The organism is Nioella sediminis, assembly GCF_001879695.1.
Classification (GTDB): domain Bacteria; phylum Pseudomonadota; class Alphaproteobacteria; order Rhodobacterales; family Rhodobacteraceae; genus Nioella; species Nioella sediminis.
Genome location: NZ_MNBL01000115.1, coordinates 1 through 18122 on the forward strand (window position 1 = coordinate 1; position 18122 = coordinate 18122).

Consider the following 18122-nt stretch of genomic DNA (forward strand, 5'->3'; position numbering starts at 1 on the left):
CGAGCCGGGGTCCGGTCGCCCGCAGCTTGTCCAGCTTGGCTTGCAGCGATTCCGGGCCCGGATAAATCCAGTTCAGATCCTCGTCGGACACCTTGACGATGTCGGTCAGCCGCAGCATCCGGGCCAGACGGTCGCGGTAGCGATCCACATCCTTGATGAAACCGGGACGGATGTTCGGGTCCATCATGACCGCGCGTCCCGCAGCTTCGCGTTCCGCGAGCGCAGCATAGGTGTCGGCGCAGGGTTCCACGGCAAGGCTGATGCCGCCAAAGAACAGCGCGCTGACCTCGTCCGACAGGTTTGGCAAATCCTCGGGCCGGATCATGCGACCGGCAGAGCTTTCATCGAAAAAGGAATAGCTCGCATGTCCATCGGTCAGCTTGACGAAGGCCAGCGTCGTGGGCCGGTCGGACCGGATAACGCGGGTCGTATCCACGTGGCTGGCGCGCAGGGCCTCATCCAGCTGCTGTCCGAACATGTCAGTCGACAATCCGGTGATCATCCCGGTCTGCACCCCGAGCCGCCCAAGCGCGATGGCGGTATTGAACACCGCGCCACCGGAATGGGGTACAAATCCGTCTTTACCCCCTTCAATTGTCGGGCTTGGGATCATGTCGATCAGGGCTTCGCCACAGCAGAGGATCATGGGTTTTCAGTCCTTCGGTCAGTTGGAAATGGTCAGATCGGCGGGCAAGCTGTTGGCCAATACCAGATCCGCATTGGGCATGTCGTTGGCATCACGCCGAGCCACGGCTTGCGCCTCGGGCAACCCGTGATCCAGCCAGCGCTGCAAAAGACGATGCGCCAGAACCTCGCGCGGGGTGTCGATGGCAATGGCCTGTGCCCATAGCGGTCGGAGCTCGGACCACGGTGCGTCTTTCAAGAGCAGGTAGTTACCCTCAAACAGCACGAACTCCGTATCGGATGGAAGATGCGCCGCGCCCGCGATGGCGATGTCGCGGTCCCGGTCGAAGACGGGGTAGATCACGTCCTCACCCGCTGCGATCCGGCGCACCAGATGCAGGAAGCCCGCCGCGTCGAAACTGGGCGGCGCGCCTTTCCGATCAAGCAATCCGCGTTGCATCAGGATGGCATTGTCCAGATGAAACCCGTCCATGGGAACCACGGCAGCGGATCGCCCGGCCTGCCGCAATTCCGAACACAGAGCCGCCGAGACCGAGGATTTCCCCGATCCCGGCGGCCCCGCGACCGCGATCAACTTGCGTGAGCCCTTGAGTGCAAGCAGATGCGGCAGGGTGGTTTGGGCAGTATCTTCAGGCCGCGACGGCATCGGGCTGCATTGCTCCTGTCATCAGGGCCACCGCGTCCGACATGCTGACCTCTTTCGGATCAACAACCGTCAGGCGTTTGCCCAAGCGGTGGATGTGAATCCGGTCGGCCACCTCGAACACATGTGGCATGTTGTGGCTGATCAGAACCACCGGCGTGCCCCGCGACCGCACGTCCTGGATCAGTTCCAGAACCTTGCGGCTTTCCTTGACGCCAAGCGCCGCCGTGGGTTCGTCGAGGATGATGACCTTGGACCCGAAGGCCGCCGCGCGAGCCACCGCCACCCCCTGACGCTGACCGCCCGAGAGGGTTTCCACCGCCTGGTTGATGTTCTGGATCGTCATCAGGCCCAGTTCCGACAGTTTCGCGCGGGCGAAATCCTCCATCGCCTTATGGTCAAGCATCCCCATGTACTTGCCCATGAAGCCGGGCTTCTTCAGCTCTCGTCCCACGAACATGTTGTCGGTGATCGACAAGGCGGGCGACAGGGCCAGCGTCTGGTAGACGCATTCGATCCCGGCCTCGCGTGCTTGAAGGGGAGAGCTGTAGCTGACCTCCTGCCCTTCCAGCGTGATCCGGCCCTCGTCTGGGGTCACAGCACCTGAAATCGCCTTGATGAGCGAGGATTTCCCGGCCCCGTTATCGCCGATCACCGCGAGGATTTCCCCCGGCATCAAGTCGAAATCGGCGTTGTCGAGGGCGGTGACGCGGCCATAGCGTTTGACCAGTCCGCGGGCTTGCAAGATTGGGTTCGTCATGCCGAAACCTTTCTGATCCATTGGTCGACCGCGACCGCGATGATGATAAGCCAGCCGATGGCGAAGACCTGCCACAGCACATCCACACCAGCCAAGCGCAGCCCCGACTGGAACACGCCCACGATGAGCGCGCCGAAAAGCGCCCCCATGATCGAGCCGCGCCCGCCGAAAAGCGAGATGCCCCCGATCACCACAGCGGTGATGCTTTCAAGGTTGCCTTCGTAGAAGCTCTGCGGAGAAATCGAGCCCACACGCCCGATAGACGCCCATGCCGCCAGCGCGCAGATGAAGCCCGCCAGCATGTAGACCTGCCGCAGGGTGCGGTCGGTGCGGATACCGGCCAGTTCGGCGGCTTCCTTGTCGTCCCCGATCATGTAGACGTGGCGGCCCCAGGCGGTCTTGTTCAGCACGTACCAGAGCACGACGAAGATCACGATCATCAACAGCACGCCATAGGTGACGCGGGCCGAACCGATCGTGAAGCTGAGACCGAAGAACTTGAGCAGCGGCGCCGTGGCGTCGATATCCTGACCACGAATGGACTGCGCACCCGACAGCCAAAGGTTTAGCGCGAAGAAGATGTTCCAGGTGCCAAGCGTGGTGATGAAGGGCGGCAGTTTGACCTTGGTGATCAGCAAGCCGTTCATGTATCCGGCCCCGATGCCGCCTGCAAAGCCGATCAGCAACGCCAGCGGCGCGGGAACGCCAAGCTCCACGGCCAGCTTGCCGGAAATCACGCTCATCAGCACCATGATGGCCGCGACCGACAGGTCGATCCCGGCGGTGATGATCACCAGACTTTGCGCGGCGGCGAGGATCCCGATGATCGAGACCTGCTGCATGATCAGCGTCAGGTTGAAGGGTGTGAAAAACCGGTCGCCCGCGATCAGGCCAAAGGCCAGAACGGCCACGACCAGTACGATCACAGGCACCAATGTGGGGTTTCCGTGCAGAACATGCTGTAGCGTGCCGACCACGCCGCGGTGGCTGTCTTCGAATTCTGCAACGGATGTATCGCTGGAGGTCAGGACACTTTCGAAATCCCGGTCCGACGTAGAGTTTTGATCCGCCATGTCATCCTCTCCGACCATATCCGCACCGGCCTGTACCATGCAGGTCAGGCGGGGATGCGGCAATGATTTTGGGGTGTAGGGGGTGGGGCGGCACAAGCGGCCGCCCCGGGAGAGTTGCAGGGATCAGCCCCAGCAAAGTTCCAGCGCTTCTTCCGAGGTGATCGACTCGATGCCCTCTACCGGGCTGTCCGTCACCAGCATCACGCCGGTGTTGAAGAAGTCGAGCCCTTCGGAGTTCTCGGGCAGGCTGCCGTCTTCGGCATACTGGGCAATCGCCTCGATCCCGAGCGACGCCATGCGCAGCGGGAACTGCATGGAGGTCGCGCCGATGACACCGGCGGCCACGTCCCGGACACCGGCACAGCCGCCGTCAACCGACACGATCAGCGCCTGGTCCTGAAGACCGAAAGCCTGCAGCGCGGCATAGGCACCGGCGGCGGCAGGTTCGTTGATGGTGTAGACCACGTTGATTGACGGATCGATCTGGAGCAGGTTCTCCATCGCGGTGCGGCCGCCTTCTTCGTTGCCGTTGGTGACATCGTTGCCGACGATCCGTTCATCGGTTTCGTCGCCGATGTCGGTCGGGTCCATCACGTCGATGCCGAAACCGGTCAGGAAGCCCTGATCGCGCAGGTAGTCGACCGACACTTCCGAGGGGTTCAGGTCCAGCAGGCCGATGCGGGCATCTGCGGCAGCGTCGCCAAGCGTTGCAGCGGCCCAGGCCCCGATCAGGCGGCCGGCTTCGAAGTTGTCGGTCGCGAAGGTAGCGTCTGCGGTATCCGCAGGCTCGAACGGGGTGTCGAGCGCGATGACCAGCAGGCCGGCTTCGCGCGCCTGACCGATGACCGGCGCAAGGGCGCGGGAATCGGACGGCGTGATCAGGATACCGGATGCCCCGGCGGCAATGCAGGTTTCAACCGCTGCCACCTGGCTTTCAACGTCGCCATCGATGGCGCCAGCGTAGGTTTGCAGGTTGATGCCTGCGGCCTCGGCGGCCTCGGTCGCACCTTCACGCATCTTCACGAAGAAGGGGTTGGTGTCGGTCTTGGTGATCAGGCAGGCGGTGATCGCGTCGCCATGCGCATCCGCATGGGCGGCCCCGGTCATCGCCAGAGCGGCCGCGCCACCCATCATAAGGGCCTTGAAGGTCTTGGTCATGTCTTCCTCCCAGAAAGTATCAAAGAAGGGCGCCTCATCGCCCCATGACATCTTGAATGCCTCGACTCCCGGTCCGCTGTCAATAAATAAATCACTCTTATTTAATTATTGACGTCTTGCCTTGCGCCTCACAATATCCCAGTGGGGAGACCACCATGACCGATACCACTGAAAAACCGGCGCAGGCCGTTGCCACCAAGGAAACGCGCGGCACGAACCAGACCGGCATGCGGGCGCAGAACGAACGCCTTGTGCTGACCCTGATCCGCCGCCACGGCGCGTTGGCCAAGGCAGAGATTGCGCGGCTGACCGGGCTGTCGGCGCAGACCGTATCGGTGATCATGCGCAGCCTCGAAGACGAGGGGCTGTTGCTGAAGGGGGAACCGATGCGCGGCAAGGTCGGCCAGCCCTCGGTGCCGATGCGGCTAAACCCTGAAGGGGCCTATTTCCTTGGCCTAAAGGTCGGTCGCAGGTCGGCAGAGATGATCCTGACGGATTTTCTGGGCCAGATCATCGCGCGGCGAAAACAGATCTATGCCTATCCCGATTTCAGTGACGTTCTGGCATTCTCGCTGGACGCCGTGGACGAGCTTCGGCTTTCCCTGCCCGCCGACCGGCGCCCGCGCATTGCAGGACTCGGTATCGCAATTCCGTTCCAGTTGTGGGACTGGGCCCGCATGATCGGCGTGGAGCCGGGCAAGATGGCCGCCTGGCAGAGCCGTGATCTGCTGGGGGAACTGTCGGGCACGCTGGACATGCAGGTCTATCTGCAGAACGACGCCACATCTGCCTGTAGTGCAGAACTGGTCTTCGGCACCGGTGAACAGCCCGCGAATTTCCTCCATGTCTTCATAGGCTTCTTCATCGGCGGCGGGGTGGTTCTCAATGGCACGCTGTTCACCGGTCCGACGGGCAATGCCGGGGCGATCGGCCCGATGCCGGTGGTGGACCTGGGCGGGCAGACCCGGCAGCTGATGGATCTGGCGTCGCTGGTGGTGCTGGAACGCCGGTTGACCGAGGCAGGGTTGGATAGCGGAATGCTGTGGGACAGCCCCGAGGGGTGGGACATGCCCGAGACCTTGCTGAACGAATGGACGGCAGAGGCTGCGAATGCCATCGCACGTGCTGCCCATTCCGCCATGTCGGTGATTGATTTCGAGGCGATCAAGATCGACGGATGGATGCCGGAGAACCTGCGAAACGCGCTTGTTCGCGAAGTGCGGGCACGCTTTGACGGGCTCGATTTCACCGGGTTGGAACGGCCCGTTGTCGAGACAGGCACCGTCGGCGCCGATGCGCGGTCCCTCGGCGCGGCCAGCCAGCCGCTGCTCGGGCGGTTCCTGATCGGCTATACGATCTGACGTCAGAGAACTCCGGCGCGTAGGCAGTCGTGGATGTGCAGAAGGCCGAGGGGCGTGCCGGTTTCGTCCAGCACGAACAGCGCGGTGATGCGGCCGGACATGAGGCCCACGGCCTCGGCTGCCAATGTATCGGGGGCGATGACGCGGGGATTCTGCGTGGCGACCTGACCGGCGGTCTTGCCCATCAGCCCCTCCATGTTGCGCCGCAAGTCGCCGTCGGTGACGACCCCGGTCAGCCTGCCGCCCTCGGTCACGCCCGCGATGCCGAAGCCCTTTTCGGTCATCACCAGCAGCACGTCTGGCATGGGCATATCGGCGGGAACCAGAGGCAGGGCCGCGCCCGAATGCATCAGCTGTGCCGCCGTCGCCAGCTGCGCGCCGAGCTTGCCGCCGGGGTGGAAGGTGCGGAAGTTTTCCGCCACGAACCCGCGTCGTTCCATAACCGCCACGGCCAGCGCATCACCAAGCGCAAGGGTCAGCGTGGTCGAGGTGGTGGGCGCCATGCCGATAATGCAAGCCTCTGGTTCATTTGGCAAAATCAGCCGCAGATCAGCGGCTTTCATCAGCGTGCTGTCGGGGTTCCTTGATATCCCGATCATCGGGATCGCGAACCGCGCGACATGGGCGACGATGTCGCCCAGTTCCGAGGTTTCCCCGGAATTCGAGATCAGGATGCAGAGATCCTCTGGCGTGATCATGCCAAGATCGCCATGGCTCGCCTCGGCCGGATGCACGAAATAGGAGGGCGTGCCGGTGGAGGCGAGGGTGGCGCTGATCTTGCGGGCGATATGGCCGGATTTGCCCATGCCGGACAGGATCACGCGGCCCTTGACGGTGAGGATCGCCTCGACCGCGGCCTCGAAATCGGCGGGCAGAGCCTCGGCCATGCGGGCCACGGCCTCGGCCTCTATGCGCAGGACACGGGCGGCGGTTTGGCGGATCAGATCGGGATCGGGGCGGGTCATGGGGAGAGGATTAGCCTATCTGCGGGGCGAAGGTCAGGGGAAATCTATCAGGCAGAATGCCCGTCACCGCCCGTACACCCCCCGTACACCCGCTGTACACCCCCCGTGCAGACAGGAGGTCGGTTTCGCCGCCTGCCGGCGTCGACCGGGGAGCGGCCCTCCTCAACCCCCCGCTTACGCGGGAGGCCTCGTCGGTCCGCGTTGCCACGGACATGTCGAGAGGGTCATGCGAAGGGCCGGGCGGAACCGAGGGTGGCAATGTCGGGACGCCTCCGGCGGAGGTATTTTTGCCAAGATGAAGCAGGCTCAGGGTCGCCGGTCGGCGGCCTTGACGGTGGTCTGCCAGTCAGGGTGAATCCAAGGCTCGCGGTTGGAACGAGGCAACATACCCTTGCCGAGAATGTGGTCGGCCGCCTTTTCACCCGTCATGATCGAGGGACCATTGAGGTTGCCATTGGTGATGCGCGGAAAGATCGAACTGTCGGCGACGCGCAGGCCATCCACGCCGATCACGCGGGCTTGCGGATCGACCACGGACAGGGGATCGTCTGCCGCGCCCATCTTGCAGGTACCGCAGGGGTGGTAGGCGCTTTCGGCTTCTTCTCGGATGAACTCGTCAAGCTCCTCATCGGTCTGCACGTGGCTGCCCGGCTGAATCTCCTTGCCGCGATAGTCATCAAAGGCGGGCTGCGCAAAGATCTCGCGGGTCAGACGGATGCAGTGGCGGAAGTCTGTCCAGTCGTCGGGATGGGACATGTAGTTGAAGAAGATGTTGGGTGCGTCGTTCGGATCGCTCGATGTGAGCGTGATCGCGCCGCGCGATTTCGAGCGCATCGGGCCGACATGGGCCTGGAAGCCGTGGCCCTCTGACGGGGCGGTGCCGTCATAGCGCACGGCCATGGGCAGGAAGTGATACTGGATATCGGGATAATCGACGCCGGGGCGGGACCGCAGGAAGGCGGCGCTTTCGAACTGGTTCGAGGCGCCAAGGCCGGTATGCGTCGCCAGCCACTGAGTTCCGATGACGCCCTTGCTGATCAGGTTCCAGTATTTATAGAGCGTGATGGGCTGGGTACAGGCCTGCTGGATGTAAAGCTCCAGGTGGTCCTGCAGGTTCTGGCCGACGCCGGGACGATCGGCGATGACCTCGATCCCGTGCTCGGCCAGATGCGCGGCGGGGCCGATCCCGGACAGCATCAGGATCTTGGGCGAGTTGATGGCGGAGGCCGCGACGATGACCTCTCGATTGGCCTTCACCACCTCGATCTTGCCATTTCGGTCGATCTCGACCCCGGTCGCGCGGCCATCCTCGATGATCACCCGGCGCACGTAGCAGCGCATCAGGTTGCAGTTGGGCCGCTTCAGCGCGGGTTTCAGATAGGCATTGGCCGCCGACCAGCGCTGGCCCTGCCAGACGGTCTGTTCCATCGGGCCGAAGCCTTCCTGTTTTTCGCCATTATAGTCGTCGGTCAGCTCGTACCCCGCCTGCCGCCCGGCCTCGACGAAAGCCTGGAAGAGCGGGTTGGTGCGGGGGCCGCGCGTGACATGCAGGGGGCCGCTGGTGCCGCGCCAGGTGGGGTCGCCGCCATGGCCGCCATCGTGCCAGTTTTCCATACGCAGGAAATAGGGCAGCACATCGGCATAGGCCCATCCGGTCGCGCCGCTGTCGTTCCAGTGGTCATAGTCGCGCGCATGGCCGCGCACATAGACCATGCCGTTGATCGAGGAGGACCCGCCGATGACCTTGCCGCGAGGGCAGACGAGGCTGCGGCCCCCTAGATGCGGCTCGGGCGCTGTTTTGAAACCCCAGTCATACATCGCCATGTTCATTGGGTAGGACAGCGCGGCGGGCATCTGGATGAAGGGGCCCTTGTCCGACCCGCCGAATTCCAGCACCAGCACCGTATGCTTGCCGTCCTCGGACAGGCGGTAGGCCATGGCAGACCCGGCCGAGCCGGAGCCTATGATGACGAAATCGGCCTGGCGCGCCGTTGGCATCTTTGCTTTCCCTTTGAAATGCTGGCCGGATCGGGCGGCCAGAACCCGTTACCGCCAAATTGACCCGGCGCAGGGGGCTTCCGGCGGAAAATTGCGACCGGTTTCAATGAAAATGCGACGGTTCGTGAGGTTGGGCGTCACGTCACTTGCCCGATTCAGCCAACTTCTCCAGCCCGCGCCTCAGGGCTGCGGGCATCTGTTCGGCATCCATATGTTCGCGCAGCCGGGCATTATAGCCGCCGGGGGAACTGAGTGCCTGCAACAGCGGCGCAAGGTCGTTTGACATCAGGTTGGACCCGACCAGCACGCGCAGGAAATCCTCAGCCAGAGCGGGGTCGCTGACCTTTGGTGCGATCCACTGTGCGGCATCGGCAACCATTTTGACGGCGGGCGACAGCACCGCCTGCGCCGCCAGGTAGGCCATCATTTCCGCGTCGTTTTCGACGGAATAGACACTGTTTGCGGGCGTGAAGAGCGTGTCGATCAGATCGGTCTTCCCCAAGGAAATGATGGGAGAGCCCCCCTTGGAGATGCCGGGAAAGGGCAGCATCAGGGCAACCGGCGTGGCGGGGGCAAGCAGTGGCGCAAGTGTTTCCAGCGAAACGCCCGCGATGAAGGAAATCACCCTTTGACCGGCGTGAAAGCGCAGCGTCGGCAGCACGGTGGCGGCCTGATCCGGCAGCAGCCCAAGGAACAGAACGTCGCTGGCATCGACCACGCCCTGGTTGTCCGCAACCGAAACGCCAAAGCGGGCGGCCAGATCGGCGGACCTTGAGCGGCTGCGTTCCGAGACGGTGATCTGGTGGCCGTCGCCTGCGATGCCCTCGACCACCGCGCTGGCGATGGTGCCGGTTCCAATAAATCCAAGGCGCATGTCAGAGATCCTTCATCAGCCGCAACGCATCATAGATCGCCGCGTGGGTGTTGCGGGAGGAAACCGCATCGCCGATGCGGAAAAGCTGGAAGGCGCCCTCGGGGTTCGTGCAGATCGCCTGCGGGCGACCGTTGAGGAAGGCATCCTGATCCAACTCGCCCCGGTTCACGGAGTCTTCCTTGAGGTCGAAATAGAGATCGGCCAAGGGCCGCGTGCCGTAGTTCACCACGATCTGATCGTAGCGTTGTTCATGGCTGTGGCCGCTGTAGTCGGTGCCGATGGTGGCCACCAAGGCATTGCCATCCCGCCGCACGCCAAGCAGGCGGCGGGTGACGGTGAAGGTGGTCTTCTTATTCTGCAACGCGCGCATGTAGGGGACGAGGTTCATACCCATGATCTCTGGCGCGAAGCTGCGATCGGGGGTCATGATTTCCACGGTCGATCCGGCGTTCGCCGCGACCTCTGCCGCCATCAGGGCCGGGTGATCGCCCGCCTCGTCATAGATCAGCACATTGTCCGCCGGGCGCACATCGCCGGAAATCAGATCCCATGCGCTGACCACAAGGTCGCTTTCGCCCCGCTGTTCATGCAGCGCGGTGGAGGGCAGGCCGCCGGTGGCAACCACGACGATATCGGGGCTTTCCGCGCGGATGTCCCCGGCCTCGGCCCATGTGTTGAACCGGAACTCCACGTCGCGGGCGGCGCATTGGGCCATGCGCCAGTCGATGATGCCGATCATCTCGCGCTTGCGGGGGTTCTGCGCGGTCAGCAGCACCTGCCCGCCGGGCCGGTCGGCGGCCTCGAACACCGTCACGCGGTGGCCGCGTTCAGCAGCGACGCGAGCGGCCTCCAGCCCGGCGGGACCGGCCCCGGCGATGACCACCCGTTTGCGTTCGCCAGCGGGGGAAATCACCTGCGGCATGGTCAGTTCGCGCCCCGTGGCCGGGTTGTGGATGCAGAGCGCCTCTCCCCCACCATAGATACGGTCGAGGCAATAGGTGGCGCCGACGCAGGGGCGGATGTCATCCTCGCGCCCCTCCATGATCTTCTTCACGATATGCGGATCGGCCATGTGGGCGCGGGTCATGCCGACCATGTCGAGAAGGCCGGCGGATACCGCGTGGCGCGCCGTCGCCACATCGGGGATGCGCGCGGCGTGGAAGGTGGGCATGCCGGTTTCAGCGCGGATCGACCCGGCAAGGTCCAGATGCGGGGCGGAGCGCATGCCCTGAATGGGGATCATGTCGGTCATTGCCGGATCGGTGTGGATGCGGCCCCGGTTCACGTTGAAGAAATCGACCTGGCCCGTGTCGCGCAGCAGTTTGGCGATCTCCAGCCCCTCTTCCGGGGTGATCCCGCCCGGCTCCGCCTCATCCGCGCCAAGGCGGATGCCGACGATGAAGTCATTGCCCACCCGCGCGCGCACTTCGGTTAGAATATCCAGCGTGATCTGGAGGCGCGAGCGCAGGCTGTCCGCCCCATATGGCCCCTCCATCCGGTTGGTCAGGGGCGACCAGAACTGATCCTGCAGATGGCCATGGGCGATCAGCTCGATCCCGTCCATGCCGCCCGCCTGCATCCGTTCCGCCGCGTCGCCGTAATCGCGGATCACGCGGGCGATGTCCCAATCCTCCATCATCTTGGGAAAGAAGCGATGCGCCGGTTCTCGGTCGTCGGTGGGGCCGATGGAGGGCAGCCAGTCGCCCTTGCTCCACCCTGTCCGGCGGCCCAGATGCGTCAGCTGAATCATCGCCGCGCAGCCATGTTCGTGCAGCCCGTCGGTCAGCCGTCTGATCCACGGCACCACCTCATCGCGATAGGCCAGCACGTTGTTGAAGGCGGGCGGGGAATCGCGCGACACCACGGCCGAGCCCGCCGTCAGCGCCAATGCCACACCGCCCTTCGCCCGTTCCACGTGATAGGCGCGGTAGCGGTCCTTGGGCATGCCATCCTCCGGGTAAGCCGGTTCATGCGCGGTGGTCATGATCCGGTTGCGCAGGGTCAGGTGTTTCAGCTGGTAGGGTTGCAGCAGGGGATCGTTGCTCATGTCCGGCCTCTCGCGGGTGATCGGGACGATGGTTCGGGGGAATCGACATACCTGTCAAGTTGATTGCCGGGGGGCGGGGTGGCATGCTACCGCTGGCGCATGGCAATCCAGAAACCCGACAAGTCCCATGGCTGGCGCGGCTCTGCCGATCTTTGGATCGACGCAGGCTATCAGCTGCTGATCGATGGCGGAGTCGAGGTGGTGAAGGTGATGCCCCTGGCCAAGGCGCTTGGGCTGTCGCGGACCAGTTTCTACTGGCACTTCCAGGACCGGGACGCGCTGCTGGAGGCGATCATCGACCGGTGGGAGGCGAAGAACACCGGCAATCTGGTGGCACGCTGCAATGCCCCTGCCGGGTCGATCTGCGCCGCTGTCTTCAACCTGTTTGACTGCTGGATCGACGAGGACTTGTTCGATTCCCGTTTCGACCTGGCGATCCGCAATTGGGCCCAGAATGACGAGGCGCTGATGGCGCGGGTGAAAGCCGCTGACAGCGCCAGACTGGCCGCCATGCGCGCGATGCTGGAACGCCATGGGCAAAGCCCCGCCATGGCCGCGACACGGGCCAACACGATGATCTTCACACAGGTGGGCTATTACACCATGCGGTTGGGGGAATCGGTGCCGGACCGGCTGGACCGGATGCCGCCCTATGTAGAGGTTTTCACGGGTGAGGCCCCGAGCGAGGCGGAAATCGCCGAATTCTTCGCCCGCCACGGGGCGAAACGCTAAGGCGTGCTTGTGCCTTTCCTACCCCTTGGCCTAGATGCAGCAGTATGAAACTCCGCCGCCATAACTCCGGTCACTGGATGGCTGTCCTGGCCTGGCTTGCTGCCGGGTTGTGCCTGCTGCCGATTGGCGCGGTGACATTGGCGGCGCTGACGGGCGGGCTGGAAACGGTCACCGATCTCGCGCAGACCGTGCTGCCCCGATACACCCGCGCGACCCTGACCATGGTGCTGATCGTGGCCACCGGAACCGCTGTCATCGGGACGGGCACGGCATGGCTGGTGACCATGACGCGCTTTCCCGGCCGCCGCGTGCTGGAGATTGCGCTGGCCCTGCCGCTGGCCTTCCCGGCCTATGTGCTGGCATATGCCTACACGGATTTCCTCGACCATCCCGGATGGGTACAGACCACCTTGCGCGACCTGACGGGCTGGGGCCCGCGCGATTACTGGTTTCCGGAAATCCGGTCTCTGCCGGGTGCAGCGATGATGCTGACGCTGGTGCTCTATCCATACGTCTACCTGCTGGCCCGCGCAGCGTTTTTGCAGCAAAGCGCAACGGCCTATCTGGCCGCCCGCACCCTGGGTCGCGGCCCGTGGAGCGCGTTCTTCCGTGTCAGCCTGCCCATTGCCCGGCCCGCCATCGCGGGCGGCGTTCTATTGGCGATCATGGAAACCATCGCGGATTTCGGCACCGTCAGCTATTTTAACGTGCAGACCTTTGCGACCGGCATCTATCAAAGCTGGTTCTCCTTCGCTGACCGGGGGGCTGCCGCGCAACTGGCGCTTTGCCTGCTTATGGCAGCCCTGGTTCTGGCGGCGCTGGAACGGCGGCAACGCGCAAGCCAGCGCCATCATGGCGCGGGGCGCCGGTTCGAGGTGCTGGACCCGCCCGTGCTGCGTGGCGGACGCGCGGCGCTGGCGGTGATCTTTTGTGCGCTGCCGGTGGTTCTAGGGTTCCTGCTGCCAGCCGGACTGCTGGTCTGGATGGGGCATGACAGTTTCGGCATCATTCTGGGCGACCGGTATCTGGGCTTCCTGCAGAACTCGCTGACGCTGGCCTCGGTCGCGGCGCTTTTCACCGTAACGGCTGCGGTCTTTCTGGGCTTCAACGCACGGCTGCATCCCAACCGGGCCAACAAGACCGCGATCGGCATCGCGGGTCTCGGCTATGCGGTGCCCGGCGGTGTGATCGCCGTTGGCCTGATCGTGCCCTTTGCAGGGTTCGACAACGCGCTGGATGCCTGGATGCGCGAGACCTTCGACATCTCGACCGGCCTTTTGATCACCGGGTCGATCTGGCTGCTGGTCATGGCCTACATGGTGCGCTTCATGGCCGCTGCCCTGTCGGCCTATGACGCGGGCCTGTCTACCATCAACCCCAATATCGACGCCGTGGCGCGGACACTTGGCCGCTCACCCTCGACCATGCTGAGGGGCGTTCACCTGCCGATCCTGCGGCCAAGCCTGCTGACCGCCCTGCTGATCGTCTTCGTCGATGTGATGAAGGAACTGCCCGCGACCCTGATCATGCGGCCCTTCAACTATGACACGCTGGCGGTTCAGGCGCACCGGCTGGCGGCGGATGAGCGGCTGGCAGAAGCGGCGGTGCCGAGCCTGGTGATCGGCCTGGTTGGGCTGTTGCCGGTGATGATCCTGTGTTGGGGTCTGGGGCGCGAGGACCGGACGGAAGCGGAATTCATCCCCGATCCGCAGATCGCCGAGTGACAGGAAAAATCTTCCGGAAGATTTTTCAGGGCCTCAAAATTCTTGAAGGAAGAATTTTCTGACACGGAAGAATTTTCTCGAAAATTCTTCTTGGTGCGACGCAAAAGGGGCGCCCAACCGGGACGCCCCTTGGTTCTGTTGATGCGTGATGACCTTACGGCCAGCCGACCTGATTGAAGATGCGCTGCGCCGTGCCAAGGTTGGCCGCCACATCCGACAGATCGACATCATCGGCGACGAATTCCCCCAGACCGGCCAGTTCTTCGACCATCTCGACGCCTTCGACCGCAGGGTATTCGTTGTTCCCGGAAGAGAAATAGACCTGCGCCGAATCGGAAGCGAGATATTCGAGGAAGGCGACGGCAGCCTCCCGGTTCGGGGAATGCACGGCCACTCCGGCACCCGATACGTTCATATGCGCGCCATTGCCATCCTGATCGGGGAAGACATAGCCGATCACATCCAGATGCTCGGTGACGCCATCAACCTGATCACGCAGGGACCGGACATAGTAGTAGGTATTCGACACGGCCACACCGCATTCACCCGAAGCGACGCCGCGGATCTGGTCGGTGTCGCCGCCCTGCGGCGAGCGGGCAAAGTTGCGCACCACGCCCTCGGCCCAGTCACGGGCGGCGTCTTCGCCCTCATGGGCGATGATCGAGGCCAGCAGGGTCTGGTTGTAGGTGTTGGTCGAGGACCGGATGCAGACCAGCCCTTCATAGGCAGGATCGGCCAGATCGGCATAGGTTGCGGGGGGCGTGTCCACCAGGTCGGTGTTGTAGAAGAGGATCCGCGAGCGCTGCGAGAAGCCGAACCAGCGGTTTTCGGCGTCTTGCAGGTTCGCAGGGATGCGCGCTTCCAATACATCGCTGTCGACCGGCTGCAGCAGCCCGGCGTCGACGGCGCGGTTCAGGCGGGACACGTCAACGGTGATGAAGATATCGGCGGGGGAGTTGCGGCCCTCGGCCTGCATGCGCGCCATCAGCTCATCCGCGTCGCCCTCGATGCGGTTGATGGTGATGCCCGTCGCCTCTTCGAAGCCGGAATAGAGCGCCTCGTCTGTGTCATAGTGGCGAGACGAATAGATATTGAGTTCCTGCGCGGTGGCCATGGTTGCGGTGCTGGCAAGGATGCTGGCGGCGAGAAGGGTGGAAATCGGTCGGGTCATTCTGTCAGTCCTTGTCCGTCCTTGATCAATAAACCGAGTATTTCACTCGGATAAGCGCGGACATATCACGCCCATGAAACGAGTCAAGCAATTCCCAAGCAAATTACTCGGAAAACGTTCCCGCTTGTGCACCTGTTAAGCTTCGGTGCAGGGTGAGCCAGCTTTCGAGAGGGAGGAAAGCGTGACCCCCGGCATGATCTTCCTGGTGCTGGCCTATGTGCTTAGCCAGTTCTACCGCGCTTTCCTGGCGGTGCTGTCCCCGGTTCTTGGGGTCGAAATCGGCGCGGGCGCAGAAGATCTCGCCATGGCCTCGGGCCTGTGGTTCGTGACCTTTGCCGCGATGCAAATTCCCGTGGGATGGGCGCTGGACCATATCGGGCCACGGCTGACTTCGTCGGTGTTGCTGGCGCTTGGCGGCGCGGGTGGCGCGGCGATCATGGCGACGGCACAGGGGCCGGGTTGGGTCGCGGTGGCGATGATGCTGATCGGGGTGGGCTGTTCGCCGGTTCTGATGGCGAGCTACTACATCCTCGCGCGCGATTACCCCGCCGCCGTCTTCGCCACCTTCGCGGGCGTCATCCTGGGCACCGGGTCGCTTGGCAATATCGGCGCGGCCCTGCCGCTGGCCTGGGCGGTGGAATCCCTAGGCTGGCGCGAAACCATGTGGGGCATGGCCGCCGTCACGCTGATGATCGCGGCGGCGCTGGCGGTATTTGTCCATAACCCCGCCAAGGCCGATCACAGCCAGAAAGGATCGCTGCTCGACCTGCTGAAGATCCCGGCCCTGTGGTTCATCCTGGCGATCATGTTCGTGAACTATGCCCCTGCGGCGGGCATAAGGGGCCTGTGGATCGCGCCCTACCTGGAGGATGTCTATCAGGCCGAGATCGGGCGGATCGGCACCGCGTCGCTGGTCATGGGCTTTGCCATGATCGCGGGCAACTTCTTCTACGGGCCGCTCGACCGCGTGTTCGGCACCCGCAAATGGGTGATCTTTGCCGGCAATCTGGTGTCCGGCCTCTCGTGCCTCGCGCTTTGGGCCTGGCCCGACGGGTCCGAGATCCGGTCCATCGCCGTCATGGCCGCCGTGGGATTCTTCGGAGCGACCTTCCCCGTCATCATCGCCCATGGTCGCAGCTTCGTGCCGCCGCATCTGGTGGGCCGGGGCGTGACGCTGCTGAACCTATTCGGCATTGGCGGGGTGGGGATCATGCAGTTTGCCAGCGGCCCGGTCTTTGCGCGCCTGTCTGTCGGGGCGACCCCGGCAGAGGCCTATAGCCAGCTTTTCGGCCTCTTTGGCCTGATGATCCTGCTTGGCTGCGTCGTCTACCTGTTCAGCACCGACCGCACTGGATAGCCCTTTTCCGCAGCGCATAACCGGTTTTCGCCGCATTGCGGCGGGAAACGGGTGGCCATCCGGGGCCATGACAGGTATGGCCGCGATCAAACGCGAACAATTCCTGACGGAGACTTCCCCTCATGTCCCCGGACTTCCTTCCCCGGATGCGGGCCGAATGGCTTGGCAACATCCGTGCCGACCTGCTTTCCGGCCTTGTCGTGGCGCTGGCGCTGATCCCCGAGGCCATCGCCTTTTCGATCATCGCGGGCGTCGACCCCAAGATCGGGCTTTATGCCTCGTTCTCCATCGCCGTGATCACCGCCATCGCGGGCGGGCGGCCCGGCATGATCTCGGCCGCCACCGCCGCGACCGCCGTTCTGATGGTGACCTTGGTGCGCGATCACGGGCTTGAGTACCTGCTGGCCGCGACGATCCTGGCGGGCGTTTTGCAGGTCGGGGCCGGGATGCTGAAACTGGGCAGCGTCATGCGGTTCGTCTCGCGGTCCGTCATGACCGGCTTCGTCAATGCGCTGGCGATCCTGATTTTCATGGCGCAACTGCCGGAACTTATGGGCGTGCCGTGGATGACCTATGTGATGGTCGCTGCCGGGCTCGCCATTATCTACCTCTTCCCCTATGTCACCACCGCGATCCCCTCGCCGCTGGTCTGCATCATCGCGCTGACTGCCGTGGCCCTGACCTTCGGGATGGACCTGCGAACCGTGGGCGATATGGGCGAGTTGCCGGATACCTTCCCGGTCTTCCTGCTGCCCGACATCCCGCTGAACCTGGAAACCCTGATGATCATCCTGCCCTATTCGGCCGCTGTCGCTGCCGTGGGCCTGCTGGAAAGCCTGATGACCGCGCAGATCGTCGATGACCTGACCGACACCACGTCGGACAAGAACCAGGAATGCATCGGCCAGGGCGTGGCCAATTTCTGCACCGGGTTCATCGGCGGCATGGCCGGTTGCGCGATGATCGGCCAGTCGATGATCAACGTGAAATCCGGCGGGCGCGGGCGGCTGTCGTGTTTCGTGGCGGGTGTTGTTCTGCTGCTGCTGGTGGTGCCTTTCGATTTCATCGTGTCGGTCATCCCGATGGCGGCGCTAGTGGCGATCATGATCATGGTCTCGATTGGGACGTTTAGCTGGTCCTCGATCAAGGATCTGCGCACCCATCCGCGCTCCTCCTCCATCGTGATGCTGGCGACCGTTGTGGTCACGATCTACACCCACAACCTCGCCATCGGCGTTCTGACCGGCGTGCTGCTGTCGGGCATCTTCTTCGCGGGCAAGATCGCGCAGCTTTTCGCCGTCACGTCCGAGCTGTCGGAGGATGGCAAGACCCGCACCTATCACATCCACGGGCAGCTGTTCTTTGCCTCGGCGGACCAGTTTGCCGCCGCTTTCGACTATGGTGAGGTGCTGGAAAATGTCGTGATCGACGTCACCCGCGCGCATATCTGGGACATTTCTTCGGTTGCGGCGCTGGACATGGCCGTGCTCAAATTCCGCAGGGATGGGGCCGAGGTCGAGCTGAGGGGCATGAACGAGGCGTCTTCCACCATCGTGGACCGGCTGGCCGAACATGACAAACCGGGCGCGATGGACCGCCTGATGAGCCACTGAG

The 18122-nt window shown here is 63.7% G+C and carries 15 protein-coding genes; 5 read left to right on the forward strand and 10 right to left on the reverse strand.

Going from position 1 to position 18122, the window contains the following annotated elements; genetic code table 11:
* From BKY26_RS14315 to BKY26_RS14335, 5 genes are all read right to left on the reverse strand, one after another.
* A partial coding sequence (locus tag BKY26_RS14315) for a carbohydrate kinase family protein (protein ID WP_071691071.1) occupies positions 1 to 646 on the reverse strand: 646 nt, incomplete at its 3' end.
* An 18-nt stretch (positions 647 to 664) separates the two neighbouring features.
* Complete coding sequence (locus BKY26_RS14320) at positions 665 to 1291, reverse strand: nucleoside/nucleotide kinase family protein (protein WP_071691072.1); 627 nt, start codon at positions 1289 to 1291, stop codon at positions 665 to 667.
* Positions 1275 to 2048 carry an ATP-binding cassette domain-containing protein gene (locus BKY26_RS14325; RefSeq protein ID WP_211267997.1) on the reverse strand — a complete coding sequence of 258 codons (774 nt, stop codon included), beginning with the start codon at positions 2046 to 2048 and terminating at the stop codon, positions 1275 to 1277. The genes BKY26_RS14320 and BKY26_RS14325 overlap by 17 nt, the downstream gene beginning before the upstream one ends.
* On the reverse strand, positions 2045 to 3121 hold the full coding sequence (locus BKY26_RS14330) for an ABC transporter permease (RefSeq protein ID WP_071691153.1): 1077 nt from the start codon (positions 3119 to 3121) through the stop codon (positions 2045 to 2047). Before BKY26_RS14330 ends, BKY26_RS14325 begins: the two co-directional genes overlap by 4 nt.
* A gap of 123 nt (positions 3122 to 3244) precedes the next feature.
* Entirely contained in the window at positions 3245 to 4279 is a 1035-nt protein-coding gene (locus BKY26_RS14335; RefSeq protein WP_071691154.1) for a substrate-binding domain-containing protein, read from the reverse strand.
* 155 nt (positions 4280 to 4434) lie between these two features.
* Between BKY26_RS14335 and BKY26_RS14340 the strand changes: the two genes are divergently transcribed.
* Positions 4435 to 5640, forward strand: coding sequence for an ROK family transcriptional regulator (locus tag BKY26_RS14340; protein WP_071691074.1), 1206 nt, complete (start codon positions 4435 to 4437; stop codon positions 5638 to 5640).
* 2 nt (positions 5641 to 5642) lie between these two features.
* Here the strand turns inward: BKY26_RS14340 and BKY26_RS14345 are convergent, their stop codons facing one another.
* From BKY26_RS14345 to BKY26_RS14360, 4 genes are all read right to left on the reverse strand, one after another.
* A complete protein-coding gene (locus tag BKY26_RS14345) occupies positions 5643 to 6605 on the reverse strand; it encodes a KpsF/GutQ family sugar-phosphate isomerase (RefSeq protein ID WP_071691075.1) in 963 nt (320 codons plus the stop codon).
* 306 nt (positions 6606 to 6911) lie between these two features.
* Complete coding sequence (gene betA, locus BKY26_RS14350; RefSeq protein WP_071691076.1) at positions 6912 to 8603, reverse strand: choline dehydrogenase; 1692 nt, start codon at positions 8601 to 8603, stop codon at positions 6912 to 6914.
* 142 nt (positions 8604 to 8745) lie between these two features.
* On the reverse strand, positions 8746 to 9477 hold the full coding sequence (locus BKY26_RS14355) for an NAD(P)-binding domain-containing protein (RefSeq protein WP_071691077.1): 732 nt from the start codon (positions 9475 to 9477) through the stop codon (positions 8746 to 8748).
* A gap of 1 nt (position 9478) precedes the next feature.
* A complete protein-coding gene (locus tag BKY26_RS14360; protein ID WP_071691078.1) occupies positions 9479 to 11524 on the reverse strand; it encodes an NADH:flavin oxidoreductase in 2046 nt (681 codons plus the stop codon).
* Positions 11525 to 11623: 99 nt separating this feature from the next.
* On the opposite strand from BKY26_RS14360, the gene BKY26_RS14365 reads away from it, so the two are divergent.
* Complete coding sequence (locus BKY26_RS14365; protein ID WP_071691079.1) at positions 11624 to 12256, forward strand: TetR/AcrR family transcriptional regulator; 633 nt, start codon at positions 11624 to 11626, stop codon at positions 12254 to 12256.
* 44 nt (positions 12257 to 12300) lie between these two features.
* Positions 12301 to 13980: an ABC transporter permease gene (locus BKY26_RS14370; protein WP_071691080.1), complete on the forward strand. Its 1680-nt coding sequence runs from the start codon at positions 12301 to 12303 to the stop codon at positions 13978 to 13980.
* Positions 13981 to 14134: 154 nt separating this feature from the next.
* Here BKY26_RS14370 and BKY26_RS14375 read toward each other — a convergent pair whose 3' ends face one another.
* Positions 14135 to 15151: an extracellular solute-binding protein gene (locus BKY26_RS14375; protein WP_071691081.1), complete on the reverse strand. Its 1017-nt coding sequence runs from the start codon at positions 15149 to 15151 to the stop codon at positions 14135 to 14137.
* A 181-nt stretch (positions 15152 to 15332) separates the two neighbouring features.
* On the opposite strand from BKY26_RS14375, the gene BKY26_RS14380 reads away from it, so the two are divergent.
* Together BKY26_RS14380 and BKY26_RS14385 are read left to right on the forward strand one after the other, a co-directional pair.
* On the forward strand, positions 15333 to 16508 hold the full coding sequence (locus BKY26_RS14380) for an MFS transporter (protein ID WP_131541880.1): 1176 nt from the start codon (positions 15333 to 15335) through the stop codon (positions 16506 to 16508).
* 122 nt (positions 16509 to 16630) lie between these two features.
* Positions 16631 to 18121, forward strand: coding sequence for a SulP family inorganic anion transporter (locus tag BKY26_RS14385; RefSeq protein WP_071691083.1), 1491 nt, complete (start codon positions 16631 to 16633; stop codon positions 18119 to 18121).
* Position 18122: the final 1 nt, after the last annotated feature.

Bases quoted from the DNA above. Each gene is read 5' to 3' on its own strand.
- BKY26_RS14340 (WP_071691074.1), top strand. From the start codon at position 4,435: ATGACCGATACCACTGAAAAACCGGCGCAGGCCGTTGCCACCAAGGAA.
- BKY26_RS14325 (WP_211267997.1), bottom strand. From the start codon at position 2,048: ATGACGAACCCAATCTTGCAAGCCCGCGGACTGGTCAAACGCTATGGC.
- BKY26_RS14320 (WP_071691072.1), bottom strand. From the start codon at position 1,291: ATGCCGTCGCGGCCTGAAGATACTGCCCAAACCACCCTGCCGCATCTG.
- BKY26_RS14345 (WP_071691075.1), bottom strand. From the start codon at position 6,605: ATGACCCGCCCCGATCCCGATCTGATCCGCCAAACCGCCGCCCGTGTC.
- BKY26_RS14355 (WP_071691077.1), bottom strand. From the start codon at position 9,477: ATGCGCCTTGGATTTATTGGAACCGGCACCATCGCCAGCGCGGTGGTC.
- BKY26_RS14330 (WP_071691153.1), bottom strand. From the start codon at position 3,121: ATGGCGGATCAAAACTCTACGTCGGACCGGGATTTCGAAAGTGTCCTG.
- BKY26_RS14335 (WP_071691154.1), bottom strand. From the start codon at position 4,279: ATGACCAAGACCTTCAAGGCCCTTATGATGGGTGGCGCGGCCGCTCTG.
- BKY26_RS14360 (WP_071691078.1), bottom strand. From the start codon at position 11,524: ATGAGCAACGATCCCCTGCTGCAACCCTACCAGCTGAAACACCTGACC.
- BKY26_RS14375 (WP_071691081.1), bottom strand. From the start codon at position 15,151: ATGACCCGACCGATTTCCACCCTTCTCGCCGCCAGCATCCTTGCCAGC.
- betA (WP_071691076.1), bottom strand. From the start codon at position 8,603: ATGCCAACGGCGCGCCAGGCCGATTTCGTCATCATAGGCTCCGGCTCG.
- BKY26_RS14370 (WP_071691080.1), top strand. From the start codon at position 12,301: ATGAAACTCCGCCGCCATAACTCCGGTCACTGGATGGCTGTCCTGGCC.
- BKY26_RS14365 (WP_071691079.1), top strand. From the start codon at position 11,624: ATGGCAATCCAGAAACCCGACAAGTCCCATGGCTGGCGCGGCTCTGCC.
- BKY26_RS14385 (WP_071691083.1), top strand. From the start codon at position 16,631: ATGTCCCCGGACTTCCTTCCCCGGATGCGGGCCGAATGGCTTGGCAAC.